Origin of the sequence: Streptococcus cristatus (genome assembly GCF_019685515.1) — a bacterium.
Classification (GTDB): domain Bacteria; phylum Bacillota; class Bacilli; order Lactobacillales; family Streptococcaceae; genus Streptococcus.
In genome coordinates this window covers 1110368-1130223 of the sequence record NZ_JABFFN010000001.1, presented here as the reverse complement: position 1 = coordinate 1130223, position 19856 = coordinate 1110368, and the positions used below count along the sequence as shown (strand labels likewise).

Genomic DNA, 19856 nt, shown 5'->3' with positions numbered 1-19856 from the left:
TTTGTCTGACAAAATCGTCAGACTTTTTTCATTTTTATGAGAAACGTGCTAACTGCTAGAAATTATGGTAGAATAAAGTATTAAGTAATCGTGAAAAAGGATATCTATGCGAAAAGAAATTGCACCTGAATTATACAACTATAACAAGTTTCCTGGTCCTGAGTTCCATTTACATGGGGACAAGGTTGAAACGGAAGGGATAGCTTTTTCCTTGGTGGAAAATATCAAGGATGCCTTTGATGTGACGGCTTTCAATCAGCGTTTTTCAGAAGTCTTAACCAAGTTTGATTATATCGTGGGAGACTGGAGCAACGAACAGCTTCGCCTACGAGGTTTTTATAAGGATGATCGAACAGAAGAAAAACTTGAAAAAATCAGTCGTTTACAGGACTATCTTTTGGAGTACTGTAGTTATGGTTGTGCTTATTTTGTCCTAGAAAATCAAGCACCGAAAAGGGCTTCATTTGACAAGAAAATGCGTAAAAAGGAAGAGGAAAACCTTCCTAGAAGAGGCAAGAAACCTTCGCAAAATAAGAGAAAACCAAATGCGGATAAGAGAAATAGACGTCGTCATAAGGACCAAAAGTCTCAGAAAGAGGACAAGGGACAGCGTCATTTTGTCATTCGTCAGAAATAGATAGAGAATAAGGAGAAGAGATGAAACCGTCTATTTATAGTTTAACACGTCAAACCATGCAAGAATGGGTATTAGAACAGGGAGAAAAGAAATTCCGAGCAGATCAAATCTGGGAATGGCTCTACCGTAAACGTGTCCAGTCATTTGAAGAAATGACCAACCTTTCCAAGGATTTGATTTCCAAGCTCAATGAGCAGTTTGTTGTCAATCCATTGAAACAACGCATCGTACAAGAGTCAGCTGACGGTACCGTTAAGTATCTTTTCGAGTTGCCAGATGGCATGTTGATTGAGACAGTACTCATGCGTCAACACTACGGGTTGTCAGTCTGTGTGACCACTCAGGTTGGCTGTAATATTGGTTGTACCTTCTGTGCATCAGGTTTGATTAAGAAGCAACGTGACCTCAATAATGGGGAAATCGTAGCGCAAATCATGCTAGTTCAGAAATACTTTGATGAGCGTGGTCAGGATGAACGTGTCAGCCATATTGTTGTCATGGGAATTGGTGAACCATTTGATAACTACAACAATGTTTTGAATTTCGTCCGTACCATAAATGATGACAAGGGGATGGCAATCGGTGCTCGTCACATCACTGTTTCTACCTCAGGTTTGGCTCACAAAATTCGTGACTTTGCCAATGAAGGCGTACAGGTTAATCTGGCTGTTTCCCTTCACGCACCCAATAATGAATTGCGTTCAAGCATCATGAAGGTTAACCGTGCCTTTCCAATTGAAAAACTCTTTGCTGCTATTGAGTACTATATCGAAACAACTAATCGCCGTGTGACCTTTGAATACATCATGCTCAATGAAGTCAACGACGGTGTTGAACAAGCCTTGGAATTGGCGGAATTGCTCAAAAATATCAAGAAATTGTCTTATGTAAACTTGATTCCCTATAACCCAGTTAGTGAACACGACCAATATAGCCGTAGTCCTAAAGAGCGCGTGATGGCCTTCTACGATACCCTCAAGAAAAAAGGGGTCAACTGTGTTGTTCGTCAGGAACATGGTACAGATATTGATGCAGCTTGTGGGCAGTTGCGCTCCAATACAATGAAACGTGACCGCCAGAAGGCAGTCGCAGCGGTAAATCCATAAAATGACTAAAAAAAGAGAATTAATCTTAAGATTGGGAGTGGCTGTTTATAGCCTATGCATTGTCTGTTTTTGCTTCACTCCCCAGCCTAAACTTCCTACAGGAGTGGAAACTCCAGGTATTCAAACTTTTGGACACCTGGTTTTTCTTTTAACTCCCTTAAACTCCCTTTGGAATCTGGGTGAAGTGACCAGTTTGGGACAAGTCATTTGGATCTTTTTGCAGAACATTTTAAATGTTTTCTTGCTTTTCCCTCTGGTCTTTCAACTGATCTATCTCTGTCCAAACTTGCGGCAAACGAAAAAAATCCTCCTTCTCAGTTTTTTACTGAGTCTGGGAATTGAGTGTACGCAACTGGTCTTAGACTTTTTCTTTGATTTTAATCGCGTCTTTGAGATTGATGATTTGTGGACCAACACCTTGGGAGGCTATCTGGCTTGGCTCCTCTATAAAGGATTGCATAAAAACAAGATAAGGAATTAGAATGAGTATTTTAGAAGTTAAAAATCTGAGTCACGGTTTTGGTGACCGTGCAATTTTTGAAGATGTGTCTTTCCGTCTCCTCAAGGGTGAACACATCGGTTTAGTCGGTGCCAATGGTGAGGGGAAATCAACCTTTATGAGCATCGTGACTGGTAAGATGTTGCCAGATGAAGGAAAGGTGGAGTGGTCTAAGTATGTGACTGCTGGCTATCTGGACCAGCATGCTGTGCTAAAGGAAGGTCAAACTGTGCGTGATGTCTTGCGGACAGCCTTTGATGAGCTATTTAAAGCAGAAGCTCGTATCAATGACCTCTATATGGAAATGGCTGAAGACGGAGCGGATATCGACGCGCTCATGGAAGAAGTTGGCGAACTACAAGACCGTTTGGAGAGTCGTGACTTCTATACTTTGGATGCTAAGATTGATGAAGTGGCGCGTGCTCTCGGTGTCATGGACTATGGCATGGATACAGATGTAACAGCCTTATCAGGTGGACAAAGAACCAAGGTGCTTTTGGCTAAACTCCTCCTTGAAAAACCAGATATTTTGCTGCTTGACGAGCCAACCAACTATTTGGATGCTGAGCATATTGACTGGCTCAAGCGTTATCTCCAAAACTATGAGAATGCCTTTATCCTTATTTCGCATGATATTCCTTTCCTCAACGACGTGATCAATATCGTTTACCATGTGGAAAATCAACAGTTGACGCGTTACTCTGGTGACTACTACCAGTTCCAAGAAGTCTATGCCATGAAGAAATCTCAGTTGGAAGCGGCCTATGAACGTCAACAGAAAGAGATTGCAGACCTCAAGGATTTCGTGGCTCGAAACAAAGCGCGTGTTGCAACGCGTAATATGGCCATGTCCCGTCAAAAGAAACTTGATAAGATGGATATCATTGAACTCCAAAGCGAGAAACCAAAGCCGTCCTTTGATTTCAAACCAGCTCGTACGCCAGGGCGCTTTATCTTCCAAGCCAAGGACTTGCAGATTGGTTATGACCGTCCTCTTACCAAGCCCTTAAATCTCACTTTTGAACGCAATCAAAAGGTTGCTATTATCGGTGCAAATGGTATCGGGAAAACAACCCTCTTGAAGTCTCTCTTGGGAATTATTCCACCAATCGCTGGGGAAGTTGAACGAGGCGACTACCTAGAACTTGGTTACTTTGAACAGGAAGTAGAAGGTGGAAATCGCCAAACACCTCTTGAAGCTGTCTGGAATGCCTTTCCTGCACTCAATCAGGCAGAAGTTCGTGCAGCCCTTGCTCGTTGTGGTTTGACGACCAAGCACATTGAAAGTCAGATTCAGGTCTTGTCAGGTGGGGAACAAGCCAAGGTTCGTTTCTGTCTCTTGATGAATCGTGAAAACAACGTTTTGGTACTTGACGAGCCGACCAACCACTTGGATGTAGATGCCAAGGAAGAACTCAAACGGGCGCTTAAAGAATACAAGGGATCTATCCTTATGGTCTGCCACGAACCAGACTTTTATGAAGGTTGGATGGACCAAATCTGGGACTTTAACAAGCTAACTTAAAAATGAGGAAAAAAGAAATACAGTATCGAATGCGGATACTGTATTTTTTAGGTTATTTAGGATTTAAAATCGTAGTCTTTCACCACTTCGATACTATCAATGGTGATAGCAGACGTTGGTTTGTCTTTCTCATCTTTTTCAGCTTTAGCAATCTTATCCACAACATCCATACCGTCAATCACTTGACCAAAGACTGGGTGTTTACCATCTAGACTAGGATTTCCACCCTCTTTATAGGCTTCGATGATCTTCTTTGGATACTTGCTTGTAGGGAGTTTAGCAGAGGTATCTGTAGAGTTTTGGTTGATGAAGAACTGGCTACCATTGGTGTTTGGTTGACCAGTATTAGCCATAGCAAGAGCTCCTCGGATATTGTATAGGTAAGGAGAGATTTCATTTTTGAAACCAGTTCCCTTGTCCTTCGTTTTATCTTTATCATGCCAGATAGATTGGCCACCTGTACCATCTCCCTTAGGATCTCCAGTTTGGACCATAAAGCCATCGATGACACGGTGGAAGGTGATGCCATTATAGTAGCCTTCTTTGGCATGAGTGAGAAAGTTTTCAACTGCTAGAGGAGCGAGTTTAGGGAAGAGTTTGATGCGTATATCACCCCGACTTGTGTGGAGAATGACTTCAGCTTCATCCTCAGCAACTTCTTTAGAAAGTTGAGGGAAGTTAGCATTTTCATTGGTCAGAGCATCGTTCAAATCTTTGGCGGCCTGAGCAGCTGCTTTAGAACTTTCTTCAGCTGAGATACTAGAGTCGACATAGTCATCACCACGAAGACTACGTTGGATACTAGTACATCCAGCAAGGGCAACAGTTGATAGTAAAAGAAGGGTTGCTAGTTTTTTCATTGTTTTCCTCTCAAAAATTCATTTCTATCATTGTACCTTAAAAGGAAGGGGAATTCAAATGTAAAAGATTTTACTAAAAATTTCTAGTAGTTAAAAAATCCAAACTCTGTCAAGTTTTTTTCTTGACACCTGTCAGAAATCTGCTATAATAGAACATGTGCTAAATAGCTCAGCTATTTCACCGAAATAAAAAAATAAGAAAAGAGACTTTAAAAATGGCAGTTAAAATCCGTTTGACTCGTATGGGTTCTAAGAAAAAACCTTTCTATCGTATCAACGTAGCAGATTCACGTTCACCACGTGACGGACGTTTTATCGAAACAGTTGGAACTTACAACCCACTTGTTGCTGAAAACCAAGTAACTTTGAAAGAAGACCGCGTTCTTGCATGGTTGGCTGATGGAGCTCAACCTTCAGATACAGTTCGCAACATCCTTTCAAAAGAAGGCGTATTGAAAAAATTCCACGATTCTAAATTCTCAAAATAAGTTTAAAGTAGGTTGACAGATGGATACGATTGAAAATCTCATTATTGCGATTGTGAAACCTTTGATTTCACAACCTGATGCCTTAACTATCAAGATTGAAGACACACCAGAGTTTTTGGAGTATCACTTGGATCTTGACCAAAGCGATGTCGGTCGTGTAATCGGTCGTAAGGGTCGCACTATCTCAGCGATAAGAACGATTGTCTACTCTGTCCCAACTGAAGACAAAAAAGTAAGAATCGTTATCGATGAAAAATAAAAAAAGCGGGACAGATGTCTCGCTTTTTTGTGAGGAGGAGAAGATGAAGGATTTAACGTTTAGACAATTACAAGCTTACTTACTAGATCATTACCAGCAATTTCGAACTGAGGAAGGCCTCTTTATCAAGTTAGTGGAGGAAGTCGGAGAAGTAGCCGAGGTCTTGAATGGGCGCTCTGGTCGAAAAGAGGGTGTCCAGGACTCAAATGAGGAACTAGCCAAAGAACTGGCTGATATCATTCATTATACCGTCGCAATCGCAGCCATCAATGACATTGACCTAACCAAAACCATCTTTGATAAAGATAAGAAGGCTGCCATTAAGTACCAACATGAACGTGATTTAGAAAAGTTTTTAGACGCTCAAAGCTAATTGCAATCACTGTTCTTCAACTTGTGAAAATCCTTGGAACGTGATAAAATAAAGGATAGAAATGGATATAGGAGACAAGATGAACTACTTTAATGTTGGGAAAATCGTCAATACGCAGGGGTTGCAAGGGGAGATGCGAGTCTTGTCTGTGACGGATTTTGCAGAAGAACGGTTTAAAAAAGGGGCAGAGCTGGCTTTATTCGATGAAAAAGATCAGTTTGTCCAAATAGTCACCATCGCTAGCCACCGTAAGCATAAGAATTTTGACATTATCAAATTCAAAGACATGTACCATATCAATGCGATTGAAAAGTACAAGGGTTATAGTCTCAAGGTCGCTGAGGAAGATTTGAACGATTTAGATGATGGTGAATTCTATTATCACGAGATTATCGGTTTGGATGTTTACGAGGGAGATAACCTGATAGGAATTATCAAGGAAATCCTGCAACCAGGTGCCAATGATGTCTGGGTGGTCAAACGAAAAGGTAAGCGAGATTTGCTTTTACCTTACATTCCGCCAGTAGTTCTCAATGTTGATATTCCAAACAAGCGGGTTGATGTGGACATCTTAGAAGGATTAGATGATGAAGATTGATATTTTAACCCTCTTTCCAGAGATGTTTTCTCCGCTGGAACACTCGATTGTTGGGAAGGCTCGAGAAAAAGAGCTCTTGGATATCCATTATCATAATTTCAGAGAATACGCTGAAAAGGCCCGTCATGTTGACGATGAGCCCTACGGAGGCGGTCAGGGGATGTTGCTCCGAGCCCAACCCATTTTCGATGCCTTTGATGCTATTGAAAAGAAACATCCCCGCGTCATTCTTCTTGATCCTGCTGGGAAACAGTTCGATCAAGCTTACGCTGAGGATTTGGCTCAGGAAGAGGAACTGATCTTTATTTGTGGTCACTATGAAGGGTATGACGAGCGCATCAAGACCTTAGTAACAGATGAAATTTCCCTAGGAGATTATGTCCTGACTGGTGGGGAATTGGCAGCCATGACCATGATTGATGCGACCGTTCGCTTGATTCCTGAAGTGATTGGCAAGGAGTCTAGTCACCAGGATGATAGTTTTTCTTCAGGACTTCTCGAATATCCTCAGTACACACGTCCTTATGACTATCGAGGTATGGTCGTGCCAGATGTGCTCATGAGTGGCCACCATGAAAAGATTCGCCAGTGGCGACTATATGAGAGTCTAAAGAAAACCTACGAGCGCAGGCCTGACTTGCTAGAAAACTATCAACTAACAGCTGAAGAAGAAAAAATGCTGGCTGAAATCAAAGAAAACAAAGAATAAAGGAGAACCTTATGCAAGTAATCAAACGTAATGGAGAAATTGCTGAATTTGATCCAGATAAAATTTACCAAGCTGTCCTAAAAGCAGCTCAAACCGTTTATGTTTTGACAGATGATTTGCGTCAAAACCTTGCACAAGTTACTAAAAAAGTCGTTTTGGACTTGGAAGAAGCAAAAGTAGAACGTGCGACTATCAGCATGATCCAATCAATGGTTGAACACCGCTTACTTGGAGCTGGCTACATTACCATTGCAGAACACTATATCTCTTATCGCTTGCAACGCGATTTGGAGAGAAGTGGCTATGGTGACCATATCGCCGTTCACCTTCATTTTGAACAAATCCGTTAAGAAAAAGAGTGGGATGCAAAGAACATCTCACTCTTTCTTAAATAGAATTTTCTGAGCTTTTTGTACGGTTGAGGGAACGAAACGAAGCCGTTTAATATCACTGATACGAATGATTCGGGTCACGTTTTTTGAAAAATTCTTGACGATAATTTGTTGGCGATTGGCGTCGTGTTTGACAATATCACCCGTAAAACTTGTTTCTGCAAGTATGACATGAACAGCCGTCTTTTTCTGGATGGCTTGTTCAATCATAGCAGTAAGGGAGTTGTCCTCGATTTGAGGATGATCATCATTCCCATTGAGAAAACTATGTAGTTTATCTAGAACTAGTTTGAATGTCTGTCTCATAGAATCCTCCCTTCTTATATATCCACATTATATAAAATTTTCCTAAAAATCACAAGATTTTTACGAATAGACTAGAGAAAGCATATTACATAAAGGAGTTAAAAATGGCAGAATTTACATTTGAAATCGAAGAACATTTACTGACCTTGTCCGAAAATGAGAAAGGTTGGACAAAAGAACTAAATCGAGTTAGTTTTAATGGAGCACCAGCAAAGTTCGATATTCGTTCTTGGAGTCCCGACCATACCAAAATGGGCAAGGGAATTACTCTTACAAATGAAGAATTTCAGATAATGGTTGATGCCTTTAAAGGTGGACAATAAAAAGAGTCTTGAGTTCCACTCAAGATTCTTTTTTTTATGACACAATATAGTCACAGAGAGAAGTCTTAGCCAATTGAATAAAAGTCTCTCTAAATTCTTCGGGTGGTGTTGGATTATCCTTACGAATCCACACTTCAATGAATGAAATCGCCATGGTCGTAATGATATAGGCTATGTCCTCTTCACTAAAATTATATTTCAGCTGGTAGTTAACATTTTTTAGTACCCACTGAGAATATTTCTCACGAAGAAACTCCTTCCAACAAGTATCGGCTTGAGAATTGTATAAGGTACCGACGACTTCTCGCTTTTCATAGATGAGAGGGAGAATGTGGTCTGCTAAGAAAGTGATGGGATTGCCATCTCGTTCAGGACAGTAGTTGTTAAAATTGTTAAAGATCTGTTGATCGGTTTCCTTGTGGATATAATCGATAATATCTTCGAAGTTATTAAAGTGCTTTTGATAAATCGCTTGGCGGGAAATACCAGCTTCTGCAGCAATCTCAGTCATGGTAAAAGAAGTTCGCTGAGGGTTTCTCCTTGCAAGAGTGATAAAAGCACCTAAAATTAACTCTCTAGTTTTATTTGCCATAGCTTTACCTTCCTATCTATATATATTAAAAATACTAGATTTAGTATTACCCAAGCTTTCCTTTTAGCACAAATAAACTGAATAGATGATTATTAGAAAGCCTTTATAAGACTATTATATCATAGATTTATTATAAATAACAGATTGTTACAGGGAGCTATTATTTTTTAGAAATTCCTATTATGTCAGTATTTTCAGACAATTATTAGGACATTCGCCTTTTATATGGTGTCATGAAATAATATATCAAAAAAAGTTGACATCGTGTAAATAAATAACTGAGTGAATTACAAGATTTTAATGAAAATATTCAATGATATGTAGTACAACGGTAATGGATAATATTTTGCTATATTTCCATCTGACCAAGAGTAATGGTACTCCTGCTAAAGATTGAATTGAATAAATATTTTAAATACTATATTTAAATACTATAATAGTGTACTCATTTTTCAAAGCAAGTGTTACAAGTATGTTATCGTGTAACAAATCATGCGATTGAAAGGGGTGTTGCCTACTGGGAGAAGAAGATGCACTATTCAATCAATTTCAATCATTTAGAAAGGAAAGTCATGAAATTTAAGAAATTGTGGCTCTATATTTTAACGCCACTACTCGTTTTATTGGGTTCTGCTGCTTTGACAAATACAGTTCAAGCAAAGGAACTACAAAATGTTATTACAAACGTTCAAGTTTGGGATGTTGATAATGGTAAGTTGAAGGAACCAGATGCAAATGGCGTCTATGATTTGACCATTAATAAAGCTTATTCGAACTATAAATATATGGTCGATTTTGATTTAAGTAAATATAATGGTCAACTTTCAGATGGTGATACTTTCACATTTACAATTCCTGCCCCTCTTACAGTAAAAAATGAAACATTTGAGATTACGGATAAGAGCACAGGTGTTGCTGTTGCTTCTGCACAGGTAGTTTCGAATGGTGAAAATTCTGGTGGTAAGGTGACAATCACCTTGCAAAAATTGAATGAATACCTTGCTAAAAAGGGTGGAACACAGGTGAATGATGTTTCGGGCACGTTTTATACCGGATTTAGTGTAAAAAAGGATATAACACAACAAAATATCACTTATCCTGATACGGAAACTAAAAATAAAGTAACACACATCATCAAATCAAGACAACCTAGCAGACCTAATTATGGTGATGAGATTGGGCATACTAACTTTGCTAAAGTTCATGGAGTGATTACTAAGGGGAGCTGGTCATCACAAATCTTGAATAAGAGTGGGGAGTATTACCATCCGTTTACACTCCGAGTGAATGATCGCCAAGAAAGTTATAATGTTCTTGATATTCACGATTATATTTCTGACAACTACTCACCAACGCAGTTTATTCCTGAAACGTTGCACGTAGTTTCGGGTTATTATGATAGTGACTATAATTTGCAAGATAAAAAAGAACTAAAAGAAGGTGTTGACTATACCATTGAATGGAATGAGTCATATACAGATTTTAAAATTAAAATTAATAATGCATCTTCTCATGTAGCGTCTAATGGCAAACCTGCATCTTTCCAAATAACTTATCAAACAACAGCACCAGCTGATGGTACAAAAATTGGTAACAACATGGAAGTTTCAGGAGATAATGTTCCTTTGACTTATCGGACTGATAGAACAGATACGAAGGTAAGCGTATGGCGTAATTCTCAGGTAACCAATGGTGGTACTATCCAACTGAAAACAGGATATCGAATCACATTGTACAAAGTGGATGAGAAAACACAAAATCGTCTTGCAGGGGCTAAATTCAAGATTACACCACCATCAGGTGCAACTGCTACAGAAGAAACTGTAACAACGAATGCTGACGGAGTAGCACAATCTTCAGTGTATTCTGAAGACGATGTGAAAAAAGGTAACTTCACTGTTACAGAAGTCGAAGCTCCTAAGGGATATGAATTGGATTCAACTCCATTTGAAGTAACCGTAGGTAAAGATGGGGTTATTAAGACGGTTAAGAACAAACGCACTTCAGCTAAAGCCCAACTATCTGCCATCAAGAAATTGACAGGTCGTGCGATGAAAGCTGGCGAGTTTGAATTTGACTTGTTTGATGACAAGACAAATAAAGTTGTTGAAACAGTAACAAACGATCAAGACGGAAACATTAAATTTGCTGAATTGTCATTTGACCAAGAAGGGGAATACACTTACCACATCGTAGAGAAGAAAGCCAATACAACTGAAAAAGGTGTCACATACGATGCTAACCCTGTAGAGGTTAAAGTTACTGTAACAACAGATGCAACGACTGGTAAACTAGTTGCAGCTGTTACTTACGAAAACGATGATAAGACTTTCGAAAACACTTACGTTGCTGAAAAAACTTCAGCTTCTCTTGAAGTGACTAAGAAGTTGACAGGTCGTGAGTTGAAAGCTGATGAATTTGAGTTTGTCTTGAAGAATGATGCAGATGGTTCAGAACTTCAAAAAGTGAAGAATACTGCTGACGGTAAAGTAACATTCGCTCCAATCGAATATACTAAAGCTGGCACATACAACTATACCATTGTTGAAACAAACGCTGGACAAACTATTGACGGTGTGACTTACGATAATCTTGAAGTTAAAGTCACAGTAGAAGTTACAGATGACGGCGAAGGAAAACTTCATGCGAATGTGACTTATCCAGCGGACAAAGAATTCAACAACGGCTATGGAACTTCAAAAGCAAAAGCAGCTCTTGAAGTGACTAAGAAGTTGACTGGCCGTGAGTTGAAAGCTGATGAGTTTGAGTTCACCTTGACAGACCAAGATGGCAATGTGAAAGAAACCGTGAAGAATGACAAAGACGGAAACGTGAAGTTCTCAGAATTGGAATTCGACAAAGCAGGCACTTATACTTATAAGATTGCTGAAAAAGCGGGTACTGCTACAGGTATCCAGTACGATACTAAAACCATCACAGCTACAGTAACTGTAGCGGATAATGGTAAAGGTGTCCTTGAAGCAACTGTTACTTACGACGGTGAAAAAGCATTCGAGAACACATACACACCAGCAGGAGCTACAAGTGTCACTCTTGGAGCTAAGAAAGTTCTTGAAGGTAAAGACCTTGAAGCAGGTAAATACAGCTTCGAATTGAAGAAAGAAGACGGTAGTGTTGTCGAAACAGTGACAAACGCCGCAGACGGCACAGTGACTTTCTCACCAATCTCATATGATGAGAGCCAAGTAGGAACTCACAAGTACACCATCTCAGAAGTTGCTGGATCTGAAACAGGCATCACTTATGATAAGACAGTTCAAGAAGTTGAAGTTAAAGTTGAAAAAGTAAGTGCAACTGAATTGAAAGCAACGGCTTCAAAAGAAGTAAAAGATCTAGTCTTCACTAACAAGTACACACCAGCAGGAGCTACAAGTGTCACTCTTGGAGCTAAGAAAGTTCTTGAAGGTAAAGACCTTGAAGCAGGTAAATACAGCTTTGAATTGAAGAAAGAAGACGGTAGTGTTGTCGAAACAGTGACAAACGCCGCAGATGGAAGTGTTACTTTCTCACCAATCTCATATGATGAGAGCCAAGTGGGAACTCACAAGTACACTATCTCAGAAGTTACTGGATCTGAAGCAGGAATCACTTACGATAAGACCGTTCAAGAAGTTGAAGTAACAGTTGAAAAAGTAAGTGCAACTGAATTGAAAGCAACAGCTTCAAAAGAAGCAAAAGACCTAGTCTTCACAAACAAATACACACCAGCAGGAGCTACAAGTGTCACTCTTGGAGCTAAGAAAGTTCTTGAAGGTAAAGACCTTGAAGCAGGTAAATACAGCTTTGAATTGAAGAAAGAAGACGGTAGTGTTGTCGAAACAGTGACAAACGCCGCAGACGGCACAGTGACTTTCTCACCAATCTCATATGATGAGAGCCAAGTGGGAACTCACAAGTACACTATCTCAGAAGTTGCTGGATCTGAAACAGGAATCACTTACGATAAGACCGTTCAAGAAGTTGAAGTAACGGTTGAAAAAGTAAGCGCAACTGAATTGAAAGCAACAGCTTCAAAAGAAGCAAAAGACCTAGTCTTCACTAACAAGTACACTCCAGCGAAAACTTCAGTTTCTGTGAAGAAAGCATGGGATGATAAGGACAACCAAGACGGTAAACGCCCATCTTCTGTCACAGTTAAATTGCTTGCGGATGGTCAAGATACTGGTAAAGCACTTGAACTCAATGCTGCAAACAATTGGACTGGAAGCTTCACAGACCTTGATGCCGATAAAGGCGGCACACCTATTAAGTACACAGTAGTAGAAGTAACTGTTCCTGGTTACACTTCTAAGGTTACTGGTGACGCTGCCTCAGGATTCACTATCACAAATAGCTATTCTCCAGAAACAGTTGACATTAAAGCAACTAAGAACTGGGATGATGCCAATAACCAAGACGGCAAACGTCCAACTAAGATTACAATTAATCTTTTAGCAGACGGTCAGAAAGTCGCATCGAAAGAAGTTCAAGCAGCCGCAGACGGAACTTGGACTGCTACATTCGAAAAATTAGCAAAATATAAAGCTGGTAAAGAAATCAAATACACTGTAACAGAAGAAGCCGTAGCAGAATACGAATCAACTATTACAGACTTTACCATCACAAACAAATATGCACCAAAAGAAATCGACTACAAAGTAACAAAAGTATGGAACGACGCGAATAACCAAGACGGCAAACGTCCTGAGTCCGTAACGGTTCAACTTTATAAAAAAGTAGGAGATGCAGATCCAGTAGCCGTTGAAGGTAAGAAATTGACCTTGACAGCTAAGGATAAGACGGACGCTAACACTTGGGTAGCATCCTTCACAAATCTTCCACAATACGAAGCTGGTAAAGAAATCACTTACTCTATCAAGGAAGTAGACGTACCAGCTGGATACAAAGCCTCTGTGACTGGTCAAGTGGTGACAAACACTCATGACGTAGAAACAGTCGTTCTTTCAGGAACTAAGGTGTGGAAAGATAACAACAACCAAGACGGCAAACGTGCAGATAAAGTGAAAGTTCAAATTCTTAACGGCGACAAAGTTGTTCAAGAAATTGAAGTTTCAGAAAAAACTGGTTGGAAGTTCGAATCAAAAGCACTTCCTAAGTATGAAAATGGTACAGAAATCAAGTACACTGTTAAAGAAGTAGCTGTGAAAGAATATAAATCAACAGTTACTACGGACAAAGACGGTAAGTACACTGTTACCAACACACATACACCAGAGAAAACATCTGTAAAAGGTAAGAAGATCTGGAAAGATGAAGAGAACCAAGACGGTATCCGTCCAGCATCTATCACAGTGAAACTTCTTGCCGATGGTCAAGACACTGGTAAGACTGCGGTAGCCTCAGAAGCAACTGGTTGGACTTATGAGTTCACAGACCTTGATCGTTATAAAGACGGTCAAGCAATCGAATACTCTGTAGTAGAAGTTCCAGTTGATGGTTATACATCTGAAGTAGAAGGCTTCAATATCACAAATACACACACTCCAGAAAAACCAACACCAGGTAAACCAAATGAACCAGGAAAACCAGGACAAAAACCTCAACTTCCTAACACTGGTGAAAAAGCATCTAATGTAGCAGTAGTTGCAGGACTTGCTTTGATGGCAGTGACTGGTGGATTGTACTTTGTAAGCCGTAAAAATAAATAATCTCTAGATGAGAGATGATTTTCAGTTAGTTCTTAGGAAGTAATTGGAAAGGAAATAGTCCAGAACACTTGTTCTGGACTATTTTTTATCTTGAGAAATAAGCGATACTTTTCAATCGTTCTAGGAGGGGACGACCAATGAAACTAATGGCAATAATCTTACCAAGATCAGGAAGGATAAAGGGAAGGACACCGACAGCGAGTGCTTTGTCAAGTGGCATACCAGCAAGGAAGTGGAGGCTGAGAATACCACCGACAAAGACCAGGGAGTCTCCCAAGAGGTTGGCTAGGAAAATGCGAATGTAGCCACCATTTTGACGGATGAGATAAGATGTAAGTCCAGCATAGACAAGGTCGAACCAAAGATAGCCTGCACTTGGACCGACTAAAACGTGAAATCCAGCTCCTCCCCCTGCAAAAACAGGTAAACCAATGGCACCCAGCAGGAGATAGAGAGCAACAGATAGAACGGCTTCTCTGGGTCTAAAAACAGTAGCAATCAGACCGATCGCAAAGTTTTGTAGAGTGAAGGGGACAGGACCGATAGGGAGACTGATTTGTGCCAAAACGGCGATGAGAGCAGCGCCGATAGCAGGGATGGCATAGATATGAGCTTTTTTCAAAACTGTTAACCTCTTTTCAAAATTATAGTAACTATTATACTAATTCAGAAGAAAAAGTCAACCTATTTTTTATAACGAGGTAACAATTTTGTAACAGCGGATTTTGCAAGTAAAAAGAGACCTTTTCAGGTCTCTTTCGATAATTAGCGCATGGTCACAAATTCTTCAGAAGCAGTTGGGTGGATAGCTACTGTAGCGTCAAAGTCTGCCTTGGTTGCTCCCATCTTGATGGCAACAGCGAATCCTTGAATCATCTCATCCACTCCGTAACCGAGCCCATGAAGTCCAACAACTTTTTCGTCAGCACCGGCGGTGATGAGTTTGAAGCGAGATTCTTGACGATGGTTTGTAACGGCAGAGTACATAGATGCAAAGCTTGACTTGTAGACTTTAATGTGCTCTTGGCCGTATTCTTTGATAGCTTGATCTTCAGTTAAACCGACTGTTCCAATTGCTGGGTGTGAGAAGACAACAGTAGGGATAGTAGTGTAGTCCATCTTAGCACTTGTTTTCCCATTAAAGAGACGTTCAGATAGGGTACGTCCAGCCTTGATGGCTACTGGAGTTAGTTCCTTCTCACCAGTGACGTCTCCGAGGGCATAGATACCATTTACAACTGTATTTTGATACTCATCCACTTGGATAAATCCACGTTCGTTGAGTGTAACGCCAGCCTTTTCTAACTCCAGTCCGTCTACATTTGGACGGCGGCCAGTAGCCCAGATAACTTGGCTGGCAGTGTGACTAGAACCGTCTTCGAAATAAATGGTAATACCTTGCTCCGTTTCTTCGAGCTTGACGGGTACCTTATGTGTGTGTAAAGGTAGACCTGTTTTTTCCATTTCATTGACAAGTCCTTCAACGATGTAGCTGTCAAAACCACGCAAGGGACGATCACGACGGACAAACAAATCAGTTTTTACTCCTAGAGCGTGGAGAACACCTGCTAATTCAACGGCGATATAACCAGCTCCAAGAATCGCAACGGATTCAGGAAGTTGCTCCCAAGCAAAGACATCGTCTGAGCTACCACCGAGTTCAGCTCCAGGAATAGTTGGGATGCTTGGACGAGCGCCAGTCGCAATCACGATATGCTTAGCACGAATCAATTCGCCATTAACGCTGACGGTGTGGGAATCAACGAAATGAGCACGACCTTCAATCAGATCAACACCGTTGCGCTTGAAACTTCCATCATAAGACGAGCGGGCACGATCGATGTAGGCTTCACGATTTTGACGAAGTTTTGCGAAATCAAATTGAACATCTGAACTTGTAAAACCATAGTCAGGGCCGTAGTGGTGGAAGCTTTCAGCGATTTGCGCTCCATACCACATGATTTTCTTAGGAACACAGCCAACGTTGACACAAGTTCCACCTAATTTTTTCTCCTCGATAACAGCTGCTTTAGCACCGTGTTCGCCAGCTCGGTTCATGGTGGCAATGCCGCCGCTCCCTCCACCGATGGCAATGATATCATATTCTCTCATAGAAAACTCCTTATAGCTTTGATAGTCATATTCTATCGTTTTTACTATTTGAATGCAAAAATCTGCTACGGTAAAAAAATTATAAAAACGCTTGCCAAATTCCAAAAGATATTGTATTATATATCTAGCACAATAACCCAAAAACGAATACCGAACGAAATAATGATCCTGAATTGTTATTGTTTCCATCTGAACTGTCATTGTTTGGGCTTGGTATTTCTGATATAATGGTTTTTGTAAGGCAAAAATATAAAGGAGCTTGAAAATGAAAAGAAATAAAAAGGCAAAAAAATGGCAATTATACACAGCGATTGGTGTTGCCAGTGCTATTGTTATTGGTGCTGCGGGGATTTTGATTTTTAGACAACCTTCCCAGTCAGCAGTTAAGGATAAAACCTCTCATATCGTTACTGCTAAGGAAGGTTCCGTTGCTTCATCGGTTCTCTTGTCAGGTACGGTTACAGCAAAAAATGAACAATACGTTTATTTTGATGCGAGTAAGGGAGATTTAGATGAAATTCTTGTTTCGGTTGGGGACAAGGTCGAAGAAGGGCAAGCTTTGGTCAAATACAGTAGTGCGGATGCTCAAGCTGCCTATGATGCAGCAGATCGTGCAGTTGCAAAGGCAGACCGTCATATCGAGGAGTTAAACAAAGCTCGTGAAAATGCATCAGCTGCACCAACTTCTCCACAGGTTCCAACAGAAGCTGGACTTCCAGAACAAGCGCAAGCAGCGACTTCTTCAGTATCTTCTATTGATTCTCAAATCAGTGATGCCAAGGATAACCGTGCAGATGCTGTGGCTCAGCTCAACAAGGCTCAAGCTCAGCTAGATGCTGCAACTGTCCTCAGTACACTAGAAGGGACTGTAGTTGAAGTTAATCGTAATGTTTCCAAATCGCCAACAGGTAATAGCCAAGTGGTAGTACATGTCGTAAGTAATGAAAATTTGCAGGTCAAAGGGGAGTTGTCTGAATACAACCTTGCCAACCTCTCTGTAGGTCAAGAAGTTACCTTTACTTCTAAAGTTTACCAAGATAAGAGCTGGACTGGTAAAATCAGCTATATTTCTGATTATCCTAAAAACAACGGAGAAGCAGCAAATGCTGCCCTTGGAGGAAATACTGGATCTAAGTACCCTTATACTGTTGATGTGACTAGCGATATCGGTGAGTTGAAACAAGGATTCTCAGTCAGTGTGGAAGTCAAAAACAAGAGTAAAGCCATCCTTGTTCCTTTGACAAGTATCGTTACCGAAAATGGCAAAAACTATGTCTGGATAGTTGACGACCAGAAAAAAGTGAAGAAGGTAGAAGTTACTTTGGGGAATGCGGACGCAGACAACCAAGAAATTACTTCAGGTTTGACAGACGGTGCCAAGGTCATCAGTAATCCAACATCTTCCTTGGAAGAAGGAAAAGAGGTGAAGGCTGATGAAGAAACTAATTAGTCTCAAAAATATCTGCAGGAGTTATCGAAATGGTGACCAAGAACTGCAGGTCCTTAAAAATATCAATCTAGAAGTTCAAGAAGGTGAGTTTGTCGCCATTATGGGACCATCCGGTTCTGGTAAGTCCACTTTGATGAATACCATCGGAATGTTGGATACACCAACCAGTGGAGAGTACCACCTTGAAGGGCAAGAAGTTGCAGGTCTTGGAGAGAAACAACTGGCCAAGGTCCGTAACCAGCAAATCGGCTTTGTCTTTCAGCAGTTTTTTCTCTTGTCCAAGCTCAATGCGCTTCAAAATGTTGAATTGCCCTTGATTTACGCTGGAGTTTCAGCTTCAAAACGTCGGAAATTGGCTGAGGAATTTCTGGAAAAGGTTGAGCTAACGGAGCGCAGTCATCATTTGCCTTCCGAGTTATCAGGTGGTCAAAAGCAACGTGTAGCGATTGCCCGTGCCTTGGTAAATAATCCCTCTATCATCCTAGCAGACGAACCCACAGGAGCCTTGGATACCAAGACAGGAAATCAAATCATGCAACTGTTGGTGGAGTTAAACAAGGAAGGGAAGACCATTATCATGGTCACGCATGAGCCTGAGATAGCTGCCTATGCCAAACGCCAGATTGTCATTCGTGATGGTGTTATCTCATCAGACAGTGCCCTAGAAAAGGAGGAAAACTAGATGCAGAATCTGAAATTTGCATTTTCATCCATTATGGCCCACAAGATGCGTTCCTTCCTCACCATGATCGGGATCATCATCGGAGTTTCGTCTGTCGTCGTCATCATGGCTCTGGGAGACTCCATGTCCCGTCAGGTCAATAAAAACATGACCAAATCACAAAAGGATATCCATGTCTTTTTCTCTCCTATAAAAAGCAAGGACGGCTCCTTTACGCAGAAACAATCCGCTTTGACAGTCAGTGGGAAAGAAGAGGATGTTCATGTTGAACCACCAAAACCACTCGAATCTTGGGTCAAGGAGGCTGCTAAACTTAAAGGAGTAGACAGTTACTATGTCACCAACTCGACCAACGTTACCCTATCTTATAAGGATAAGAAGGTTGAACGAGCAACTCTGACAGGCGGAAATAGCACCTACATGAACGCAGTTGAAAATGAAATCGTTGCGGGTAGAAGTCTAAGACCGCAAGACTACAAGGAATTTGCTAGTGTGATTTTGTTGGACGAAGAACTAGCCAAGAGTTTGTTTGATAGTCCAGAAGCTGCGGTTAATCAAATCATCTCTGTTAATGAATTTAGTTACCGTGTGATTGGCGTTTATACTAGCAATGAAGCTAAAACTGCTAAAGCCTTTGGGATTGGTGGGCTTCCAATTACGACGAATATCTCTCTCGCTGCCAATTTTAATACTGATGAAATCTCGAACATCGTCTTTCGTGTCAATGACACTAGCCTAACACAAACCTTGGGTCCAGAGTTAGCTCGAAAACTGACCGAGATTGCGGGACTTCAACAAGGGGAGTACCAAGTTGCGGATGCAACTGCCGCCTTCCAAGAGGTACAACAACTATTTGGTTTTATGACAACAATTATCAGTGCCATTGCAGGTATCTCTCTCTTTGTTGGGGGAACTGGTGTTATGAATATCATGCTGGTTTCGGTGACAGAACGCACGCGGGAGATTGGTCTGCGGAAAGCTCTCGGAGCTACTCGGGCTAATATCTTAGTACAGTTTTTGATTGAGTCTATGATCTTAACCTTGCTAGGTGGTGTCATCGGTCTTGGGATTGCTGCTGGAATGACCATGTTAGCTGGAGTATTGCTTCAAAACATGATTGCAGGTATTGAGGTTGGGGTTTCCCTTCCAATTGCTCTCTTTAGCTTGGCTGTATCAGCCAGCGTTGGTATGATATTCGGAGTTCTACCAGCCAATAAAGCGTCTAAGCTTGATCCGATCGAAGCCCTTCGTTATGAATAAGATATAGAGCAGAAAA

Annotated in this window: 20 protein-coding genes; 15 read left to right on the top strand and 5 right to left on the bottom strand. The window is 40.9% G+C overall.

Going from position 1 to position 19856, the window contains the following annotated elements:
• Window positions 1-106 precede the first annotated feature (106 nt).
• The 4 genes from FOA33_RS05425 to FOA33_RS05410 are packed head-to-tail and all read left to right on the top strand — an operon-like array spanning window position 107 to window position 3767.
• Window positions 107-637, top strand: coding sequence for a YutD family protein (locus FOA33_RS05425; RefSeq protein ID WP_221160899.1), 531 nt, complete (start codon window positions 107-109; stop codon window positions 635-637).
• A 20-nt stretch (window positions 638-657) separates the two neighbouring features.
• Window positions 658-1743 (top strand): dual-specificity RNA methyltransferase RlmN, encoded by a 1086-nt coding sequence (gene rlmN, locus FOA33_RS05420; protein ID WP_221160898.1) that lies wholly within the window; start codon window positions 658-660, stop codon window positions 1741-1743.
• 1 nt (window position 1744) lies between these two features.
• Window positions 1745-2224: a VanZ family protein gene (locus tag FOA33_RS05415; protein ID WP_221160897.1), complete on the top strand. Its 480-nt coding sequence runs from the start codon at window positions 1745-1747 to the stop codon at window positions 2222-2224.
• Window position 2225: 1 nt separating this feature from the next.
• Window positions 2226-3767 carry an ABC-F family ATP-binding cassette domain-containing protein gene (locus FOA33_RS05410; protein WP_221160896.1) on the top strand — a complete coding sequence of 514 codons (1542 nt, stop codon included), beginning with the start codon at window positions 2226-2228 and terminating at the stop codon, window positions 3765-3767.
• A 56-nt stretch (window positions 3768-3823) separates the two neighbouring features.
• Here the strand turns inward: FOA33_RS05410 and FOA33_RS05405 are convergent, their stop codons facing one another.
• The gene (locus FOA33_RS05405; protein ID WP_221160895.1) at window positions 3824-4627 is read right to left on the bottom strand and encodes a peptidylprolyl isomerase; all 804 of its coding nucleotides are present in this window, start codon (window positions 4625-4627) and stop codon (window positions 3824-3826) included.
• 215 nt (window positions 4628-4842) lie between these two features.
• Here FOA33_RS05405 and rpsP point away from each other — a divergent pair, with 215 nt between their 5' ends.
• The 6 genes from rpsP to FOA33_RS05375 all read left to right on the top strand — a co-directional run bounded on the left by rpsP (window position 4843) and on the right by FOA33_RS05375 (window position 7404).
• Complete coding sequence (gene rpsP, locus FOA33_RS05400) at window positions 4843-5115, top strand: 30S ribosomal protein S16 (protein ID WP_000268760.1); 273 nt, start codon at window positions 4843-4845, stop codon at window positions 5113-5115.
• Between the two features lie 19 nt (window positions 5116-5134).
• Complete coding sequence (gene kphA / locus FOA33_RS05395) at window positions 5135-5374, top strand: RNA-binding protein KphA (protein ID WP_000379617.1); 240 nt, start codon at window positions 5135-5137, stop codon at window positions 5372-5374.
• Between the two features lie 43 nt (window positions 5375-5417).
• Complete coding sequence (locus FOA33_RS05390; protein ID WP_221160894.1) at window positions 5418-5747, top strand: MazG nucleotide pyrophosphohydrolase domain-containing protein; 330 nt, start codon at window positions 5418-5420, stop codon at window positions 5745-5747.
• Between the two features lie 79 nt (window positions 5748-5826).
• Complete coding sequence (gene rimM / locus FOA33_RS05385) at window positions 5827-6345, top strand: ribosome maturation factor RimM (RefSeq protein WP_221160893.1); 519 nt, start codon at window positions 5827-5829, stop codon at window positions 6343-6345.
• Window positions 6335-7054 (top strand): tRNA (guanosine(37)-N1)-methyltransferase TrmD, encoded by a 720-nt coding sequence (gene trmD / locus FOA33_RS05380; RefSeq protein WP_221161286.1) that lies wholly within the window; start codon window positions 6335-6337, stop codon window positions 7052-7054. Before rimM ends, trmD begins: the two co-directional genes overlap by 11 nt.
• Before the next feature lie 11 nt (window positions 7055-7065).
• Window positions 7066-7404: an ATP cone domain-containing protein gene (locus FOA33_RS05375; RefSeq protein ID WP_001196045.1), complete on the top strand. Its 339-nt coding sequence runs from the start codon at window positions 7066-7068 to the stop codon at window positions 7402-7404.
• 27 nt (window positions 7405-7431) lie between these two features.
• On the opposite strand, the gene FOA33_RS05370 is transcribed toward FOA33_RS05375, so the two are convergent.
• The gene (locus FOA33_RS05370; protein WP_221160892.1) at window positions 7432-7752 is read right to left on the bottom strand and encodes a eukaryotic translation initiation factor 4 gamma; all 321 of its coding nucleotides are present in this window, start codon (window positions 7750-7752) and stop codon (window positions 7432-7434) included.
• Window positions 7753-7856: 104 nt separating this feature from the next.
• Here FOA33_RS05370 and FOA33_RS05365 point away from each other — a divergent pair, with 104 nt between their 5' ends.
• Window positions 7857-8075 carry a YdbC family protein gene (locus tag FOA33_RS05365; RefSeq protein ID WP_221160891.1) on the top strand — a complete coding sequence of 73 codons (219 nt, stop codon included), beginning with the start codon at window positions 7857-7859 and terminating at the stop codon, window positions 8073-8075.
• Window positions 8076-8109: 34 nt separating this feature from the next.
• Here FOA33_RS05365 and FOA33_RS05360 read toward each other — a convergent pair whose 3' ends face one another.
• On the bottom strand, window positions 8110-8667 hold the full coding sequence (locus tag FOA33_RS05360; protein ID WP_221160890.1) for a TetR/AcrR family transcriptional regulator: 558 nt from the start codon (window positions 8665-8667) through the stop codon (window positions 8110-8112).
• Window positions 8668-9239: 572 nt separating this feature from the next.
• Between FOA33_RS05360 and FOA33_RS05355 the strand changes: the two genes are divergently transcribed.
• Complete coding sequence (locus tag FOA33_RS05355) at window positions 9240-14336, top strand: Cna B-type domain-containing protein (RefSeq protein ID WP_221160889.1); 5097 nt, start codon at window positions 9240-9242, stop codon at window positions 14334-14336.
• 85 nt (window positions 14337-14421) lie between these two features.
• Here FOA33_RS05355 and FOA33_RS05350 read toward each other — a convergent pair whose 3' ends face one another.
• Together FOA33_RS05350 and gor are read right to left on the bottom strand one after the other, a co-directional pair.
• Complete coding sequence (locus tag FOA33_RS05350; protein WP_221160888.1) at window positions 14422-14958, bottom strand: biotin transporter BioY; 537 nt, start codon at window positions 14956-14958, stop codon at window positions 14422-14424.
• Between the two features lie 143 nt (window positions 14959-15101).
• Window positions 15102-16448 (bottom strand): glutathione-disulfide reductase, encoded by a 1347-nt coding sequence (gene gor / locus FOA33_RS05345; RefSeq protein ID WP_221160887.1) that lies wholly within the window; start codon window positions 16446-16448, stop codon window positions 15102-15104.
• A gap of 265 nt (window positions 16449-16713) precedes the next feature.
• On the opposite strand from gor, the gene FOA33_RS05340 reads away from it, so the two are divergent.
• Genes FOA33_RS05340 through FOA33_RS05330 form a run of 3 tightly spaced genes read left to right on the top strand, consistent with a single transcriptional unit; the run spans window position 16714 to window position 19840 of the window.
• Window positions 16714-17898: an efflux RND transporter periplasmic adaptor subunit gene (locus tag FOA33_RS05340; protein ID WP_221160886.1), complete on the top strand. Its 1185-nt coding sequence runs from the start codon at window positions 16714-16716 to the stop codon at window positions 17896-17898.
• Window positions 17882-18580 carry an ABC transporter ATP-binding protein gene (locus FOA33_RS05335; protein WP_221160885.1) on the top strand — a complete coding sequence of 233 codons (699 nt, stop codon included), beginning with the start codon at window positions 17882-17884 and terminating at the stop codon, window positions 18578-18580. Before FOA33_RS05340 ends, FOA33_RS05335 begins: the two co-directional genes overlap by 17 nt.
• On the top strand, window positions 18581-19840 hold the full coding sequence (locus tag FOA33_RS05330) for an ABC transporter permease (protein WP_001180392.1): 1260 nt from the start codon (window positions 18581-18583) through the stop codon (window positions 19838-19840).
• The last annotated feature ends 16 nt before the right edge of the window (window positions 19841-19856 follow it).